The sequence below is a fragment of the Nonomuraea antimicrobica genome (genome assembly GCF_039536965.1).
GTDB lineage: Bacteria > Actinomycetota > Actinomycetes > Streptosporangiales > Streptosporangiaceae > Nonomuraea > Nonomuraea antimicrobica.
Genome location: NZ_BAAAZP010000121.1, coordinates 77,421 through 94,030, shown reverse-complemented (window position 1 = coordinate 94,030; position 16,610 = coordinate 77,421). Strand labels below are relative to the sequence as shown.

The following is a 16,610-nucleotide window of genomic DNA, read 5'->3' as shown; positions in this document are numbered from 1 at the left end:
GGCGGCTCAGGCACTGAACGCCGTCAGCCCTCGGCTGGGCGGCCGGCCCGTGCCCGGCCGACCCGCGGACGCGACCACCGCCACCCCGGCGTGGCCCGGCCGGAGCGGCAGCGGCGGATCCGCATGTTAGCCGGGGCCTCTCCGCGGCAGGAGAGATATATGCACATTTCGGGAGTACAGACCGTTTTGCCCGATCACCGCTACGAGCAGGCGGAGATCACCGAGGCGTTCTCCCGGCTGACCGACTGCGACGACGACCTGCTGAGACGATTCCACGCGGCCACCGGGGTGGAGGGCCGCAACTTGGCGTTGCCGCTGGCCGACTACGCCAAGCTCGACTCCTTCGCCCGCGCCAACGACGCCTTTCTCGAACTCGCCCTCGAATACGCCGAACAGGCCATGGCGGGAGCGTTGCGCAAGGCGGGCGTACGCCCGGAGAAGGTCGATCACCTGCTGTTCTGTTCGAGCACCGGCGTGGCGACGCCCTCGCTGGACGCCAAGCTGGCCCAGCGGTTGGGGTTGCGGCCCGACGTGAAACGGGTGCCGGTGTTCGGCCTGGGCTGCGCGGCGGGCGCGTCCGGACTGGCCCGGCTGTACGACTACCTGCGCGGCTGGCCCGACCACGTCGCCGTACTGGTCTGTGTGGAGCTGTGCTCGCTGACGATCCAGCGCGACGACACCTCCATCGCGAACCTGGTGGCCAGCGGGCTGTTCGGGGACGGCGCGGCGGCCGTCGTGGCCACCGGGCGCGGGCCCGGCCCCGAGGTCGTCGCCACCCGGAGCCGGCTCTACCCCGGCACCGAGCACCTCATGGGCTGGGAGGTCGGCGACCACGGCTTCCGCATCGTGCTGGACGCCGACCTGACCGGCTTCGTGGAGCGGGTGCTGGCCGCCGACATCAAGGCGTTCCTGGCGGACTACGGCCTGACTCCCGAGCAGGTCGCCACCTGGGTCTGCCACCCGGGCGGCCCGAAGGTCATCGACAAGATCGTGCAGACGCTCGGCCTGCCGCCCAAGGCACTCGACGTGACCTGGCGATCACTGCGCGAGCACGGCAACCTGTCCTCGGTCTCGGTGCTCCACGTGCTCCAGGAGACCCGCGGACGGCCGGGCACGCCCGGCCTGCTGATGGCACTGGGCCCGGGGTTCTCCGCCGAACTGCTCCTGCTGCACTGGTGACGGCCCGCTCCGGTGACGGCGTACGCGGTTCTGATCGGGCTGGTCGTGCTCGAACGGCTGGCCGAGCTGGCGGTGGCCCGGCGCAACCTGGCCTGGGCCAGGTCCGAGGGCGGCGTCGAGTACGGCAGGCGGCACTACCCGTGGATCGTCGCGGCCCACGTGGGGCTCCTGGTCGCGGCGCCCGCGGAGGTGTGGCTGCTCGGCCGTCCCTTCGTGCCCGCGCTGGGCTGGCCCATGCTCGCCGTCGTCGTGCTCGCCCAGGGGCTGCGCTGGTGGTGCGTCCGTACGCTGGGGCGGCGGTGGAACACGCGGGTCGTCGTGGTGCCCGGGCTGCCGCTCGTGCACCGGGGGCCGTACCGGTGGCTGCGGCACCCCAACTACGTGGCCGTGGTCGCCGAGGGGATCGCGCTGCCGCTCGTGCACACCGCCTGGCTGACGGCCGTGACGTTCACCGTGGTCAACGCCGTCCTCCTCACCATTCGCGTCCGCGTCGAGGACCTGGCTCTGGCACCCTGTAGACCATGAACGAACTGCTGACGATGTTGCGCGACGCCACCGGCCGCACGTCCGCGCTGGTCGAGAGCCTGGGCGAGGACGAGTTCGGGCTCCCCACGCCCTGCTCCGAGTACGACGTGCGGGCCCTGGTCAACCATCTGGAGTGGGGCGCCACCCTGTTCGAGTCCGTCGCGGGCGACGGCCCTTTCGTGCCCCAGAAGGAGGAGTTCACCGGGGACTTCCGTGAGCGGGCCGAGCGCATGCTGGCCGCGTGGGAGCGTCCCGAGGCGTGGGAGGGCGCGAGCGAGGCCATGGGGGGCATGCCGAAGCCCGTGGTGGCGAACCTGGCGCTGACCGACTTCGCCGCCCACGGCTGGGACCTGGCGCGGGCGACGGGCCGGTCCTACGAGGTCGAGGAGGACACGGCGCGGGCCATGCTCGCGTTCGCCACGCAGATGGCCCCGATGGGCCGGGAGCGGGGCGCGTTCGGCGAGGAGGTGGCGGTGCCCGGGGACGCGCCCGCGTTCGACCGGTTCCTCGGGGTCATCGGGCGGGATCCGGCCTGGAAACCGTGATCTCCTCCAGACCCTCCGGCTGCTTGCCCGGGTAGAGGCCGGTCAGCAGCGTGCTGACCGTGTAGAGGTGCCAGGCCGGGCCGGGCTTCGTGACCACCGGGCCGGCGAAGAGCGCGCGCACCTCGTCCGGGTTCACGATGGGGGCCAGGGCGTCGAGGCTGCCGAGCACCTGCTCGCGCAGTACGGCCGAGAGGGCGGGCCCGGGGCTGGTACGCCAGCTCCACCCGCCCCCGGTCTTGGCCGTGGGCATGTGCTCAGGCGGCACGTGATCGCGCCAGAACCAGCGCGGTTTACGCGGGGTCAGCCCCTCAGCGAACCGCCATGGCTTCCCCTCGATCGGCACATCCCGCAATTCCGGCGCCAATCGCAAAATAAGGGCATAAATCACCTCTTCGGAGAGCCGCCAGCCCTGATCCAGGCTCAGCGCCGCCCGCGCCACGCGGTTGTCCAGGAACGGCCGCACGGGATCACCGCGACGCAGGGCGCCCGCCCGCGCGCTGGCCTGCCACCGGCCGACCTTGTACCAGATGTAGATGTGGTCCAGCGCCTCCAGCCGGTTCGGCCGGGCCAGCCACGGCGCGGCCAGCTCACGGGCGTGCTCGTTGGCGGCGGCGGTGAACAGCTTGCCGTCCTTGCGGAAGGTGTTGTCGATGCGGCGCAGCAGGGCCTTGTCGCTGAGGTCGGTCTGGAGCAGGTTCAGGCTGCCCGCGCGCAGCGTCTCGCCGCTCTGCCCCGACATGGTGGGCTTTCCGGAGTAGGGGAGGTAGCTCACGATCGACTCGTACGCCGAGGTCATCCCCTCGCACGTGCGCAGCGTCTCCCACGCCCGGCTGAGCGGGTGCTCCACCAGCACCGCGTCCTTGGCGGCGGTCTGCGGCGGGGCGATGACCGTGTGCTCCACGCCCAGCTTCGCGGCGATGCGCCGGGCGATGATCACGTCGGGGTGCGTGTCGAGCCCGTTCGTCGTCGCACGGAACGGCACCCGCGCCGCGTGCAGCACCGCCGCCAGGATGCGGGTGTCACGGCCGCCGGTCAGCGCCAGGTTCACCGGCTCGCCCAGGTCGCGCAGCGGGGCCACGGTGGCCAGCAGCGCGTCCGCCAGCTCGCCGATCGCCGCCCGCTTGTCGCGCGCCGACGTGGGCGCGGGCGCGGCCTCGAGCAGCGGGGTCTCGGTGATGCTGCGCACGCCGTCCCGGACCGTCAGCCGCGAGCTGGGCCGCAGCGCCGACACCCCCTGGTACGGCGTCTCGTCCGACAGGAAGAAGCCCTGCCTGACCATCGCCTGGAGGGCGAGCACGTCGTACTCGATCCGGTCGTCCGGCCGGGCCGCCAGGTGCACGAGCAGCGCGCGGCTGCCGACGACGTGCAGCTCCGGCGTCTCGGCGTAGAAGACGGGGCAGACCCGGTTGATCGCGGTGCTCGCGGCCAGCTCGCCGTCGCCCGCGAACCAGCCGGAGAAGCACCCTCCCACGGAGTCGTCGGGCAGCCTGGTGACGTCGGCGGGGTCGGCGAGGTGGCCGTTCAGCCCGATGACGCGGCCGCCGTGCTCGGAGATCAGCGGCGGCTGCCGGGAGTCGTCGGGCTCGTTGGTCCAGGCGAAGAGCGAGACGCCCCGGCCGTGCCATTCGCGCCCGCGGATGACGTCGGGCGGCACGGGGAACGCGGCTTCGATAACGGATCGAACCCGGTTCAGGACGTGGGCCGAAACATCCTGCCGCTTTGCCGCAATGCCTAGATAGACGCGCACGGCGTCAGGCTTATCGCAATTCTCCCATTCGTTACAACTGATCACGCGACGATCGCGGTTTGCGCTCGCTTGCGTCACCGGCCCGGCCGGCTCGCCCTTCCTTCCGTCGTACGACTCGGAGGTGGTTGAGATGAAAATTCGTCCTTTAGCGATCAGCGTCGGGCTTGTCGCGCTCCTCGGGCTGGCGGCCTGCGGCGGCCCGGAAAGCAGCACGAGCGGCGCCAACGCCCCCCAGTCGTCGAACGAGGGCCGGCAGGCTCCGGCCCCCGCGCAGTCGAGTTCGCCACTGCCCGAGAAGTCCGCCGCCGACGAGGACGGCGAGCAGGACACGACCACGGCGCAGATCTCCACGTTCGCCCTCGACGTGGACACCGCCTCGTACGGCTACGCCCGCCGTACCCTCCAGGAGGGCCGCTGGCCCGCCCCCGGTGAGATCCGTCCCGAGGAGTGGGTCAACGCCTTCCGGCAGGACTACGCGCAGCCGACGGACGACGGGTTCATCGTGCACGTCGACGGGGCCAGGCTGCCCGAGCGCGACGAGGCGGTCATGCGGGTGGGCCTGCAGACCCGGGCCTCCGACAGCGCCGCGCGGCGGCCGGCCAACCTCACGTTCGTGGTGGACGTGTCCGGCTCGATGGCCGAGAGCGGCCGGCTCGACCTGGTCAAGTCGTCCCTGCACAAGCTGCTCGACCAGCTCGCGCCCGGTGACCAGGTCTCGATCGTCTCCTTCAGCGACGGCGCCGACGTCCTGGCCTCGATGACCCCGCTGACCGCCAGGGACGAGCTGCGCGCGGCGGTGGACCGGCTCTCCGTCAGCGGCGGCACGAACCTGGAGGCCGGGCTCGTGACCGGCTACCGGGAGGCGTCCCAGGCGTTCCGCCCGGCGGCCACGAACCGGGTCGTCGTGCTCTCCGACGGTCTGGCCAACCAGGGCAGCACCACGTGGCAGGCCCTCCTCGACCAGGTCAAGGAGTACGCGGGCAAGCAGGTCACGCTGCTCACGGTCGGCGTCGGCCGCGAGTACGGCGACGAGCTGATGGAACAGCTCGCCGACAACGGCGACGGCATGGCCGTGTACGTCAGCACCGAGGAGGAGGCCACGAAGCTCTTCACCGAGCAGCTCCCCGCCACCATCGAGCTGCGCGCCCGCGACGCCAAGGCCCAGGTCGTCTTCAACCCGTCGGTGGTGGAGAGCTACCGCCTCATCGGATACGAGAACCGCGAGCTGGCCGCCGAGGAGTTCCGCGACGACAGCCGCGACGGCGGCGAGATCGGCCCCGGCCACTCCGTCACCGCTCTCTACGCGCTCAAGCTCAAGCCCGGCGCCGAGGGCCAGCTCGCCCAGGCCACCGTGCGCTGGCAGGACCCCGACACCAGGACCGCCTCGGAGGCGAGCGAGTCGCTGCGCTCCGGCGACCTGGCCGAGTCGCTGTGGGACAAGGCGCCGGTACGACTCCAGGTGGACGTGGTGGTGGCGGCGTTCGCGATGTACATGCGCGACCGTGAGGCGTTCGGCATGGACCTGCCGATGCTGGCCGATCAGGCCACCCGGCTGGCCGACGCGTCCGAGGACCCGATGGTGGGCGAGCTGGCCACCCTCATCGGCAAGGCCAGGGCCGTGCGCTGACCTGCCGCTCTCCTGAGCCGCCTTGTCCCCATTCGCGCGTGTGCTCCGGCGGTCCCGAAGTCGGCTACACTCGTACAGCGAGAGGGGCTATGGCGCAGTTGGTAGCGCGCCTCCATGGCATGGAGGAGGTCTGGGGTTCGAATCCCCATAGCTCCACAGCAGTGAAAAAGGCCGCTCCCGGTCATCCGGGGCGGCCTTCGTTCGTGATGGCGGGCCGGGAGCCCGAGCAGGGGCCCGGAGCCCGCGCAGGCGGGCTCAGACGCGTCCGACTCCGGCGAGGATGCCCGGCTTGACCAGGTCGTAGCCTTCGCCCGGCGACGCGTCCGCCTGCCAGTCGGCCACCGGCACGACGCCGGGCCCCAGCAGCTCCAGGCCCCCGAAGTAGGCGGCGATGTCGGCGTAGCCGCGCCGGGCCAGGCCGCCCGAGGCGGTGCCCGAATAGACCTGCTGGCCGGCGCGGGCGTCGTCCTCGGTGACGTCGCCCTCGTACAGGTGGGAGAGCACCAGGTAGCAGCCCGGCCGCAGCCGTTCCCTGACGCGGGCGGCGATGGCGGCCGCCTCGGCGTCGTCGGGGATGAAGTGCAGCACCGCCACCATGAGCACCGCGTACGGCTCGGACGGGTTGATGTGCCCGATGACCTGCGGGTCGTCCAGGATCGCGTCGGGGTCGCGCAGGTCGCCCTCGACCGCCAAGACGTTCGGCTCCCTGGCGAGCAGCGCGCGGGCGTGCACGAGCACGACCGGGTCGTGGTCCACGTAGACCACGCGCGAGTCGGGGACGTGCCGCTGGGCCACCTGGTGCACGTTGTCCTGGGTCGGCAGACCGGCGCCGATGTCCACGAACTGCCGCACGCCCGCCTCGGCGAGCATGCGTACCGCGCGGCCCAGGAAGGCCCGGTTGTGCTTGGCTATCTGCCGGGCGTCGTTGCCCATCCGGCGGCCCAGCTCGATCATCTGCTCGGCCGCCGCGCGGTCGGAGGCGAAGTTGTCGCGCCCGCCGAGGTAGTAGTCGTACATGCGCGCGACGTTGGGCACGCTCGGGTTGACCCCGTCGGGGACACGATCCGCCTCGGCCATGCGCACAACCCTTCTGTGATCATCCTCGGCCGCATTCTAGACGGGAAAAAGGCGGGGTATGTCGGGGATCTGGGTGAGTGGGCGATCAGACGCGCCGGAAGGTGTGGCGGTAGGCCAGAGGGGAGACGCCGACGGCCGCGTGCAGGTGCTGGCGCAGCGAGACCGCCGAGCCGAAGCCCGCCCGCCTGGCGACCTCCTCCACCCCGAGGTCGGTCGTCTCCAACAGGTGCCTGGCGTGGCGTACGCGCTGGCCGGTGAGCCACTTGGCCGGGCTCTGGCCGGTCTCCTCGCGAAAGCGTCTGGTGAAGGTCCGTACGCTCATCCTGGCGTGCCCGGCCAGCGCGGTCAGGTCGAGCGGGGTGTCCAGGCGGGCTAGCATCCACGCGCGGGTGGCCGCCGTGCCGCCGTCGCCGGACGGGAGCGGCCGGTCGATGTACTGGGCCTGGCCGCCCTCCCGCCACGGCGGCATCACGCACCGCCTGGCCGTCCGGTTGGCCACCTCGCTGCCGTGGTCGCGCCTGACCACGTGCAGGGCCAGGTCGAGGCCCGCCGCCACGCCCGCCGAGGTCAGCACGTCGCCGTCGTCCACGAACAGCACGTCGGGGTCGAGCTTGACCTCAGGGAACAGCCGGGCGAAGCGGGCCGCCTCGCGCCAGTGCGTGGTGGCCGGCCGACCGTCGAGCAGGCCCGCCGCCGCCAGCACGAACGAGCCCGTGCAGATCGACATGACCCTCGGCCGGTCGCGCAGGGCCGCGCGGAGCGTGCCGGAGATCGTGCCGTCTCTCATCGGCCGCCCTCCGTGGACGCCGGGCACCACGACGGTGTCGGCCGAGTCGAGCACGCCGAGGTCGTGGTCGGGCAGCACGCTGTAGCCCGCGCCGCACCGCACCGGCCTGCCGCCCTCCGAACAGGTGACCACCTCGTACAGCTTCTCGCCCGCCGCGCTCTCCGCGGCCGAGAACACCTGGCCGGGCACGCCCAGGTCGAGCGGTGCGAAGTGGTCGAGCACCACGACGGCGACACGATGGAGCATGGCCTGATTCTTTCACATATTGGCTTTCCGGCCGCTCGTGACCATGTAAGCAGATAAATCAGGATTGGCGCATGACAGTGAGCGCCTCCACCCCCACCCGTCGACGGCTGCACCGGGCCTGGTTCGTCGCGGCCGTCGCGTTCGTGGCCATCCTGGGCTCCGCCGGCTTCCGCGCCACCCCCGGCGTGCTGATCACCCCGTTGCAGGAGGAGTTCGGCTGGTCGACCGGCACGATCTCGCTGGCCGTCTCGATCAACCTGGTGCTCTACGGTCTGACCGCCCCCTTCGCCGCCGCCCTCATGGACCGCTTCGGCATGCGCCGCGTGGTCGCCATCGCGCTCCTGCTCATCGCCGCGGGCAGCGGGCTCACCGTGCTGATGACGGCGAACTGGCAGCTCCTGCTCTGCTGGGGCGTGCTGGTGGGCCTCGGGACCGGTTCGATGGCCCTGGTGTTCGCCGCGACCGTGGTGGACCGCTGGTTCGTCCGGCACCGGGGGCTGGTGACCGGCGTGCTCACCGCGGGCGGGGCCACCGGCCAGCTCGTCTTCCTGCCGGTGCTCGCCCAGCTCGCCGGGGGACCCGGTTGGCGGGTGGCCTCGCTGACCGTGGCCGCGGCGGCGCTGGCCGTGGTGCCGTTCGTGTGGTGGCTGCTGCGCGACCGTCCCGAGGACGTGGGCACGACGGCGCTGGGCGCGGAGCCGGGCGCCGTGCGCGCGGCGGCGCCGGTCACGGTCAACGCGGCGGTCAGGGCCGTCACCGTGCTCGCCCGGGCGGCCAGGACGCGGCCGTTCTGGCTGCTCGCGGGCGGCTTCGCGATCTGCGGCGCCAGCACGAACGGCCTGGTCGGCACCCACTTCATCCCCGCCGCCCACGACCACGGCATGGCCGAGCCGGTCGCCGCGGGCCTGCTGGCGATCATCGGCATCTTCGACATCGCCGGGACGATCGCCTCCGGCTGGCTCAGCGACAAGATCGACCCCAAGGTGCTGCTCGGCGTCTACTACGGGCTGCGCGGGCTGTCGCTCATGGTGCTGCCCAGCCTGTTCGCGGCCACGACCGAGCCCAGCATGCTGATCTTCATCATCTTCTACGGGCTGGACTGGGTGGCCACCGTGCCCCCCACGGTGGCGCTGTGCCGGCGGATCTACGGGGCCGACGGGGCCGTCGTCTTCGGCTGGGTGTTCGGCTCGCACCAGGTCGGGGCCGCGATCGCCGCCATCGGCGCCGGGCTCACCCGCGACCACCTGGGCGCCTACGACCTCGCCTGGTACGCCGCCGGCGCCCTGTGCCTGCTCGCCGCCGGAATGTCCCTGGCCATCGGGCATGCTAGAGGGCGATGAACTCCGAGCTGTACGTGCTGCCCCTGGTCGTGAGGATCGAGCGGGCCGCACCTCCCGAACGCACCGACGCCCTGGAGGCCGCCGCCATGGCCGTGTTGGGCCTGCTGGACGACCCGGGCGAGTGGACCGCCGAGCTGCACGCCTGGCAGTCCACCGGGAAGATCCGCAAGGTCGTCCGCCGGGCCAGGGGCGCCGAGTGGCGCCGGGCCGTCGCGCTGCCCGGCCGCACGGTCGAGCACCGCACCGCCCAGGTACGCGTCCACCCGCCCGTGCCCCTCGACGACTGGCCGCGCGACCTGGCCCGGTTGCAGGTGTCGGGCACCGAGCTGACCGACACCGCCGGGCCGGGGCCCGCGCAACCGCCGGTCCTGTGGGCCAACCCGGCGCTGGAGATGTCCGCGGGCAAGGCCATGGCGCAGGCCGGGCACGCCGCCCAGCTCGCCTGGTGGGCCAGCGACGCGGGCGAGCGGGCGGCCTGGCGGGAGCGGGGGCTCGCGGTCTCGGTGCGCACGGCCGCCGCGCGGGACGACTTCGACGCCCTGGTGGCCGCCGGGCTGCCGGTGGTGCGTGACGCGGGCTTCACGGAGATCGAGCCGGGCTCGTGCACGTTCGTCGCGGACGCGCCCTGGCTGGCGGGCCGCGTCACCAGGCCCTGAACTGCCCTAGATCTCGAACCGCCTGGACCTCGAACCGCCTGGACCTCGAACCGCCTAGATCTCGAACACGTCGGCCAGGACGCCGCCCGCCGGGGTGATGCGGGCGGGCGACGGGCTGTCGTACACGACGATGAGCCTGCCGTCCGCCAGCCGGGCCAGCCCTTCCGGGTGGTCGCACCGCACGCCGTACGGCAGCTCCAGCACGGTCTCCAACTCGTCGGCCGGTACGAGCCCCCGCCGCTCGGGGCCGAGCCGCCAGCGCACGACGCGTACGGGCCCGTCGAGGTCCATGCTCGGCCCGGCGAGCAGCAGCAGCGAATCGCCGTCCGGGCACATGTCCCGCACGCCGAGCCCGTCCAGGTCCAGGAAGTGCTTGCGGTACGGCTCCCGCAGCCGCAGCCGCCCCCTGCCCGCGTCCTCGACCCGCAGCTCCAGCACCACCGCCCAGCCGCGCAGCACGGGCCCGCGCAGCCCGAGGTAGACGCGGTCCTCGGTGACGGCGATGCCCTCGACGTCGAGGCCGTTGTCCTTGCCCGGCAGCGCCAGGAACGGCGCCAGGTGCGGGTCCTCGCCGAGGTGCGTCGTCAGGGCGCGGGAGCCCGACAGGATCGCCCCCTCGCCGGGTGTCTCGGACTGCGGATCCAGCGGCAGGCGGGCGAGGATGAACCGGTTCTCCTCCCTGACCAGGGTGGCCAGCCGCTCGGCCGCCTTGCCGGGGTCCTTCGACTTCACCTTCCTGCGCTTGAGGCTGTGCGAGCCGACCAGCCACAGGTAGCCGTTCGCGCGTGCCAGGCCCTCGATGTCGGCCTCGTCCTGCGGCCCAGCGGGAAGCGTGACGTGGTCGGCCAGATGGAAGGTGCGCTGGCCGCCGTAGTGGTCGCCGGTCCAGGTGAGGTGCTCGAAGGTCGCGGTCTCGTCACCGGCCACCCAGAGACCGGTGGAGCTCTGCCGGATCGCCGAGAGGTTGGTGTGTGTCTGGGACGCTTGCGAGGCGTGGTCGAATCGCAGCTCAACCTGTTCCACGACATCATTCCACCACGCCAAGATTGCACTTCGGTTGCTTCAAGGACGCAATGCCGGGATATGTCGTACGCTCCCGTCGTGTTCGATGGGGAAGATGAGATCGAGGATTCCCGGGTGAAAGATCCGGCAAGGCGTAGCGTTCCCACTTCTCCGCCCAAACGCTCCCGCATCGGCGATCTGCGCATGCGGGTGGTGTATCGGGGGCTGGTCATGGCCGCCGCCGTCACGGCTGTCGCCGTGGCGCTGGCCATGGTGCTCCCGTCCGAGCCGGACGAGGTCGCGGCGGGGCCGGTAACCGCGCCGCCGGCCGCGCTGTCCTCGTCCGGCTCCGCACCGACGGCCGAGACGTCCGCGAGCCCCGCGTCGCCCAGCCCTGTGTCTCCCGGCCCTGTGTCTCCCGGCCCCGCGTCTCCCGGCCCCGCGTCTCCCGGCCCCGCGTCTCCCGGCCCCGCGTCTCCCGGCCCCGCGGGGGCCGCACCGCGGGAGACGCCTGCTCCGGGAGGTTCACTCGCGCCCGGCTACACGGCCATGCAGGCCCTGTACGCCGACCCGCGCGTGCCCAAGCTCACCAGCAAGGTCAAGCGCATGCCCATGCGCGCCCCGGCCAAGCGCGTGGTCAAGGACCCGCGTACCGGGCTGGCCGTGCCGCGGATGCCCGGGCCGTGGAAGACGTCGGGGGCGGCGCCGTTCACCAGCAAGCAGGTGCTGCCCAATCAGCGTGGCGGCGGCCTGCGCGGCGTGCTCGTCACCTGCCCGCTGCCGACCATGGAGCAGGAGACGCCGCGCGACACCGCCCTGCTGGCCGCCCGCTGGACGCTCAACCACCACCCCAAGGGCTCCCGCATCACCTGGCTGGCCTCCCAGCCGGTCAAGCGCGGCTGGATGCTCGTCTACCGCGTCACGTACGGCAAGCGCAGCTCCCAGGCAGCCGTCGTGATCATGGATGGGGGAATGAGCAAGCCGGGACTCGCGTTCGTCACAGTGCCTGACTCGCAGCGCAAGCAGTGGCCCGACATCGGCCGCGTGGTCTCTGGGGTGCGTGTTCTAGGCTAGAAGGATCATGAAAGCGGCGATGTGGGGAGTGACGCCGTGGAACGCTCTGGACCGCCGCAGACACCGGACAAGGGCAAGGGCAAGCCGCCCTGGCGCTCGGAGGGCCTGCCCGGCACGCCCGGCGGGCGGCCCAAGATCAATTGGTGGCGTTTCGTCGTCACGCTGCTCGTGGTGTACGCGGGCTTCTTCGTGGTGTCGTCGTTCGTCGACAGCGGATCCGTGGAGACGATCTCGTACACCGAGTTCACCAAGCAGGTGAACACCAAGAACGTCAAGGACATCTACGCCCAGGGCCTGTCGGTCGAGGGCGATCTGCGCAAGGCGGCGAACAACCCCGAGGGTGGCGAGACGTACACGCGCTTCGCCACCGAGATCCCAGCCTTCGCCAACACCGACCAGCTCGACCAGCAGCTCGCCACCGGTCAGGTGGAGATCACCTCGCAGCCCATCACGCGCGGGTTCTTCTCCAACCTGCTGCTGTCGCTGCTGCCCGTGCTGCTGCTGGCCGGTCTGTGGATCTGGATCATGCGGCGGGGCGCCAGCATGATGGGCGGTGGCCTGGGCGGGCTCGGCAAGTCGAAGGCGGCCAAGCCGGTCGACGCGGGGCAGGTGCGGGTCACGTTCGAGGACGTGGCGGGCATCGACGAGGTCGAGAACGAGCTCGTCGAGATCGTCGACTACCTCAAGGACCCCGGCAAATACCGCAGGCTGGGCGCGAAGCTGCCCAAGGGCGTGCTGCTGGCCGGGCCTCCCGGCACCGGCAAGACGCTGCTGGCCAGGGCGGTCGCGGGCGAGGCCAAGGTGCCCTACTTCTCGGCCAGCGCCTCCGAGTTCATCGAGATGATCGTCGGCGTGGGCGCCTCGCGGGTGCGCGACCTGTTCGAGGAGGCGCGCAAGGTGGCGCCGTCGATCGTGTTCATCGACGAGATCGACGCCATCGGGCGGGCCAGGGGCGGCGCGGGCGGCATCGGCGGCCACGACGAGCGCGAGCAGACGCTCAACCAGATCCTCACCGAGATGGACGGCTTCTCCGGCGCCGAAGGCGTGATCGTCATCGGGGCCACCAACCGGCCGGAGATCCTCGACCCGGCGCTGCTGCGTCCGGGGCGCTTCGACCGTACGGTGCAGGTGGGCCTGCCCGACGCGGCGGGGCGTACCGCGATCCTGGTCGTGCACTCGCGCGGAGTGCCGCTCGACGGCGAGGTCGCCCTCGACCAGCTCGCCAAGACCACACCCGGCATGACCGGCGCCGACCTGGCCAACCTGGTCAACGAGGCCGCCCTGCTCGCCGCCAAGCGCGGACGCGACAAGGTCACGATGGCCGACTTCGCCGACGCGCTGGAGAAGCTGCAGCTCGGCGCGGCCCGCAGCATCGTCATGCCGGAGGAGGAGCGCACCCGCACGGCCTTCCACGAGGCCGGGCACGCGCTGCTCGGCATGCTCCAGCCCGGCGCCGACCCGGTCAGGAAGATCTCGATCATCCCGCGCGGCCGGGCGCTCGGCGTCACGCTGTCCACCCCCGACACCGACCGCTACGCCTACGACGAGCAGTACCTGCGCGGGCGCATCACGGGCGCGCTCGGGGGCATGGCGGCCGAGCAGGTCGTGTACGGCGTCATCACCACCGGCGCCGAGAACGACCTGGAGCAGGTCACCATGATCGCTCGCGGCATGGTGGGCCGGTGGGGCATGTCCGAGAAGGTCGGCCCGCTGACCATCCTGCCCAACGACGGCCAGCAGCCGCAGGCCTCGCCCGCCACGCTGGCCACGGTGGACGAGGAGGCGCGGCGGATCGTGGACGAGTGCTACGAGCGCGCGGTCCGGATCCTCACCGACAACCGCGACAAGCTGGACGCGATCGTGGCGGCCCTGCTGGAGCACGAGACGCTGGACGAGGCGGGCGCGTACACCGCCGCCGGTCTCCCCAGCCCGATCGAGACCCGCCCAGCGCCCGTGCCCATCCCATACCGTCCGGCGGCGTCGAATGGTTCGCATGGTTCGCCTGGTTCGAATGGGGGGTCCGTTGCCGTGGAGCCTGCGCCGGTGGAGGTCGGCGAGCCCGAGCCTCGTCCGTAAGTTCGGACACTTTCCCAAAAATTAGGACAATTCGGACGTTGCTTCGAGTCCGGCAAGGGAACATCTCCGACAACTGGGATCGGGGGATCGTCGTGACACTGAATGACGAGCTTCTCGCCGGACTCGGGGACTCCGGGCTGGAACAGATCGCCGGGATGCTCGGCACCGACCCGCTCACGGCCCGCAAGGTCATCGAGGCGGTGTCGGGCACCATCGTCGGGGGCATGGCCCGCAACGCCGCACACCCCGACGGCGCCGACGCACTGCGCGACGCGCTGGAGGACCACCTGGACGCCGATCCGTTCAACGGCGACGTGGCCTCGCTCACCCGCGACGGGCACAGCATCCTCGGCCACGTCCTGGGCGGGCAGGGGACCGAGCAGGCCGCGGCCGGGCTGGCGCAGCTCGCCGGGGTCGGCACCGTGACCATCATGAAGCTCATGCCGCTGATCGCCCCCATGATCATGTCGCTCCTGGCCAACCGGGCCGCCGACCGCGACATGGACCCCGGCGCCCTGGCCGACTTCCTCGACCGTGAGCAGTCGTCCCTCCCCGGCGGGCTGGGCGATCTGCTCGGCAGGCTGCTCAACGGCATCTTCGGCGGGAACGTGCCGCGCCAGGGCCTGCCGTACGAGCCGTACCGGACCGAACGCCAGGTCACGCCCGGAGCGTCCGGCGGCATCGGCACCCCGTGCACCGAACGCGAGATCACTCCCGGCACGTCGAACTCCGAGTGGTGAACCCCACAGACGGCACGCCGAACTCCGACTGTCGAACCGCACCGCCTCCGCCCGGTGACTCGGCAGCCCCCCGACCGGTGGGCCCTGACCGGTGGGCCCCGACTGGTGGGCCGCGGCCGGTGGACCCCGCAGACCCCGTCGTCAGACGCTCGTTCGTCGCGCCCCTGGCCGCAGACGGACCACGGACGGTGGCCGGTAGGCTAGGCCGGTGATCGTTCTGGCCTCAGCCTCCTCCACCCGCCTGGCCCTCCTGCGCACCGCCGGCCTCGACCCGAAGGTGATCGTCAGCGGGGTCGACGAGGACTCCTTCTCCGCCCACTCGCCCGCCGCGCTCAGCCTGGTGCTGGCCAAGGCGAAGGCGGAGGCGGTCGCGAGCGGGCTCGAAGAGGGGCTGGTCATCGGCTGCGACTCGATCCTCGAACTCGACGGACGCCCGTACGGCAAGCCCGCCACCCGCGAGGAGGCCGTGGAGCGCTGGCGCCTCATGCGGGGTCGCACGGGCCGCCTCGTCACGGGCCACTGCGTGATCGACGTACCCGCGGGGCGTCAGGTGGCGGAGGTCGCGACCACGGTGGTGCACTTCGGCCTGCCGTCGGAGGAGGAGATCGCCGCCTACGCCGCCACCGACGAGCCGCTCGGCCTCGCGGGCGCGTTCAGCATCGAGGGGCGGGGCGGCTGGTTCGTGGAGGGCATCGAGGGCGACCACGGCAACGTGCTCGGGATCTCGCTCCCGCTGCTGCGCGACCTGTTCGCCGAACTCGGCTACGCGGTGACGTCTTTCTGGCGCTAGCCTGCCGGGCATGCGATCAGTGCGCGATTTCACGGCCGGTGTCGGCTTCTTCCTCCAGGGGTTCGGGTGGGTGGCCAGGAACGGCCGCTGGTGGGCGTTCGGGTTGATTCCGGCGCTGATCGCGTTCGCCGTCTACGTGGTGGCGCTGATCTTCCTCGGTAGGAACGCGTCCGACGTGGCCGAGTTCCTGACGCCGTTCGCCGATTCGTGGAGCTGGCGGGAGCTGTTCCGCACCCTGGTGGGCATCGCGCTGTTCTTCGGGGGGCTGGCGTTGGCCGTGATCACGTTCACGGCTGTGACGCTGGCCATCGGGGAGCCGTTCTACGAGAAGCTGTCGGCGGCGGTGGACGCCCTGGAGGACGAGCACGAGCAGCCGTGGTGGCGTACGCTGCCGCGCTCGATCCGCGACAGCCTGGTGACGCTCTTCTACGTGCTGCTGTTCACGATTCCGCTGTTCTTCCTGGGGTTCATTCCGGTGGTGGGCCAGACGGTGGTGCCGGTGCTGGGGGCCGCCGTGTCCGGCTTCTTCCTCACGGTGGAGCTGACCACGCTGTCCATGGAACGGCGGGGGATGGCCCGCAAAGAACGGTTCGCGCTGCTGCGCGCCAACAAGGCGAGCGCGCTGGGCTTCGGGGTGGCCGTGTTCGTCCTGTTCCTGGTGCCCCTCGTGTCGGTCATCGCCATGCCTGCCGCCGTGGCGGGTGCGGCCCTCCTCGTACGTACTCGCCTGGCTTCGGTCGCATAACACGTACGGGTGCGGTCCGCCCGAACCCGCCGTGACCTCGGTCTCATGACCATGCGTGGCCCTCGCCCTCTTCACCTCACCTCTGCCTCATCACGCGACCGTCACCGTCACAGCGCGCGATCCGCCTCATCACGCGTGAGATCCGCCTCACCACGAGCCTGACCACCACGCCGCACCGAGCCGCTCGGCACCGGATGCGAAGGACGGGCGCCGCAGCCGTTGCCGCGCTTGTCCACAACCGCCGAGCCTGGCTACGCGGTCATCCACAGAATCGCGTTCGGCGGCTTGCGGGCCAGTCCTGGCACGGCACCCTTTGGACCCATGACGACCAACCGCTTCACCTCCAACCCCACCCCCAGGCCCTATCCCTTCAGCGCACCCGCACCCGCACCCGCCGCCACCCCCAGTCCGCACTCCGTCCCCAACCCGCACTCCGTCCCCAACCCGCATCCCA

The 16,610-nt window shown here is 71.7% G+C and carries 15 protein-coding genes and 1 tRNA gene; 12 read left to right on the top strand and 4 right to left on the bottom strand.

Annotated features, from left to right (window positions below):
* Positions 1-159: 159 nt before the first annotated feature.
* The 3 genes from ABD844_RS33470 to ABD844_RS33460 are packed head-to-tail and all read left to right on the top strand — an operon-like array spanning position 160 to position 2,249.
* A complete protein-coding gene (locus ABD844_RS33470; RefSeq protein WP_344886881.1) occupies positions 160-1,179 on the top strand; it encodes a type III polyketide synthase in 1,020 nt (339 codons plus the stop codon).
* A 12-nt stretch (positions 1,180-1,191) separates the two neighbouring features.
* On the top strand, positions 1,192-1,704 hold the full coding sequence (locus ABD844_RS33465; RefSeq protein ID WP_344886879.1) for an isoprenylcysteine carboxyl methyltransferase family protein: 513 nt from the start codon (positions 1,192-1,194) through the stop codon (positions 1,702-1,704).
* Positions 1,701-2,249: a TIGR03086 family metal-binding protein gene (locus tag ABD844_RS33460; protein ID WP_344886877.1), complete on the top strand. Its 549-nt coding sequence runs from the start codon at positions 1,701-1,703 to the stop codon at positions 2,247-2,249. Before ABD844_RS33465 ends, ABD844_RS33460 begins: the two co-directional genes overlap by 4 nt.
* Here ABD844_RS33460 and ABD844_RS33455 read toward each other — a convergent pair.
* On the bottom strand, positions 2,218-3,903 hold the full coding sequence (locus ABD844_RS33455) for an asparagine synthase-related protein (RefSeq protein ID WP_344886875.1): 1,686 nt from the start codon (positions 3,901-3,903) through the stop codon (positions 2,218-2,220). The two genes, ABD844_RS33460 and ABD844_RS33455, sit on opposite strands and share 32 nt — an antisense overlap.
* A gap of 223 nt (positions 3,904-4,126) precedes the next feature.
* On the opposite strand from ABD844_RS33455, the gene ABD844_RS33450 reads away from it, so the two are divergent.
* The gene (locus ABD844_RS33450) at positions 4,127-5,623 is read left to right on the top strand and encodes a vWA domain-containing protein (RefSeq protein ID WP_344886873.1); all 1,497 of its coding nucleotides are present in this window, start codon (positions 4,127-4,129) and stop codon (positions 5,621-5,623) included.
* Positions 5,624-5,706: 83 nt separating this feature from the next.
* Positions 5,707-5,779: transfer RNA gene (locus ABD844_RS33445), tRNA-Ala, on the top strand.
* 99 nt (positions 5,780-5,878) lie between these two features.
* Here the strand turns inward: ABD844_RS33445 and ABD844_RS33440 are convergent.
* Positions 5,879-6,700 carry an SAM-dependent methyltransferase gene (locus ABD844_RS33440; RefSeq protein ID WP_344886871.1) on the bottom strand — a complete coding sequence of 274 codons (822 nt, stop codon included), beginning with the start codon at positions 6,698-6,700 and terminating at the stop codon, positions 5,879-5,881.
* Between the two features lie 85 nt (positions 6,701-6,785).
* Positions 6,786-7,733 (bottom strand): GlxA family transcriptional regulator, encoded by a 948-nt coding sequence (locus tag ABD844_RS33435; protein WP_344886869.1) that lies wholly within the window; start codon positions 7,731-7,733, stop codon positions 6,786-6,788.
* Between the two features lie 71 nt (positions 7,734-7,804).
* Between ABD844_RS33435 and ABD844_RS33430 the strand changes: the two genes are divergently transcribed.
* The gene (locus ABD844_RS33430) at positions 7,805-9,073 is read left to right on the top strand and encodes an MFS transporter (RefSeq protein ID WP_344886867.1); all 1,269 of its coding nucleotides are present in this window, start codon (positions 7,805-7,807) and stop codon (positions 9,071-9,073) included.
* Positions 9,070-9,729 (top strand): peptidyl-tRNA hydrolase, encoded by a 660-nt coding sequence (locus ABD844_RS33425; RefSeq protein WP_344886864.1) that lies wholly within the window; start codon positions 9,070-9,072, stop codon positions 9,727-9,729. The genes ABD844_RS33430 and ABD844_RS33425 overlap by 4 nt, the downstream gene beginning before the upstream one ends.
* Before the next feature lie 54 nt (positions 9,730-9,783).
* Here the strand turns inward: ABD844_RS33425 and ABD844_RS33420 are convergent, their stop codons facing one another.
* Positions 9,784-10,752, bottom strand: coding sequence for a DUF3616 domain-containing protein (locus ABD844_RS33420; protein ID WP_344886862.1), 969 nt, complete (start codon positions 10,750-10,752; stop codon positions 9,784-9,786).
* Between the two features lie 183 nt (positions 10,753-10,935).
* Here ABD844_RS33420 and ABD844_RS33415 point away from each other — a divergent pair, with 183 nt between their 5' ends.
* From ABD844_RS33415 to ABD844_RS33395, 5 genes are all read left to right on the top strand, one after another.
* The gene (locus tag ABD844_RS33415) at positions 10,936-11,805 is read left to right on the top strand and encodes a hypothetical protein (protein ID WP_344886860.1); all 870 of its coding nucleotides are present in this window, start codon (positions 10,936-10,938) and stop codon (positions 11,803-11,805) included.
* Positions 11,806-11,841: 36 nt separating this feature from the next.
* Positions 11,842-13,881 (top strand): ATP-dependent zinc metalloprotease FtsH, encoded by a 2,040-nt coding sequence (ftsH, locus tag ABD844_RS33410; RefSeq protein ID WP_344886858.1) that lies wholly within the window; start codon positions 11,842-11,844, stop codon positions 13,879-13,881.
* A 92-nt stretch (positions 13,882-13,973) separates the two neighbouring features.
* Positions 13,974-14,621, top strand: a complete 648-nt coding sequence (locus tag ABD844_RS33405; RefSeq protein WP_344886856.1) for a DUF937 domain-containing protein — start codon at positions 13,974-13,976, stop codon at positions 14,619-14,621.
* 208 nt (positions 14,622-14,829) lie between these two features.
* The gene (locus ABD844_RS33400) at positions 14,830-15,411 is read left to right on the top strand and encodes a Maf family protein (protein WP_344886854.1); all 582 of its coding nucleotides are present in this window, start codon (positions 14,830-14,832) and stop codon (positions 15,409-15,411) included.
* A gap of 10 nt (positions 15,412-15,421) precedes the next feature.
* Positions 15,422-16,156 (top strand): EI24 domain-containing protein, encoded by a 735-nt coding sequence (locus ABD844_RS33395; protein WP_344886852.1) that lies wholly within the window; start codon positions 15,422-15,424, stop codon positions 16,154-16,156.
* Positions 16,157-16,610 lie beyond the last annotated feature (454 nt).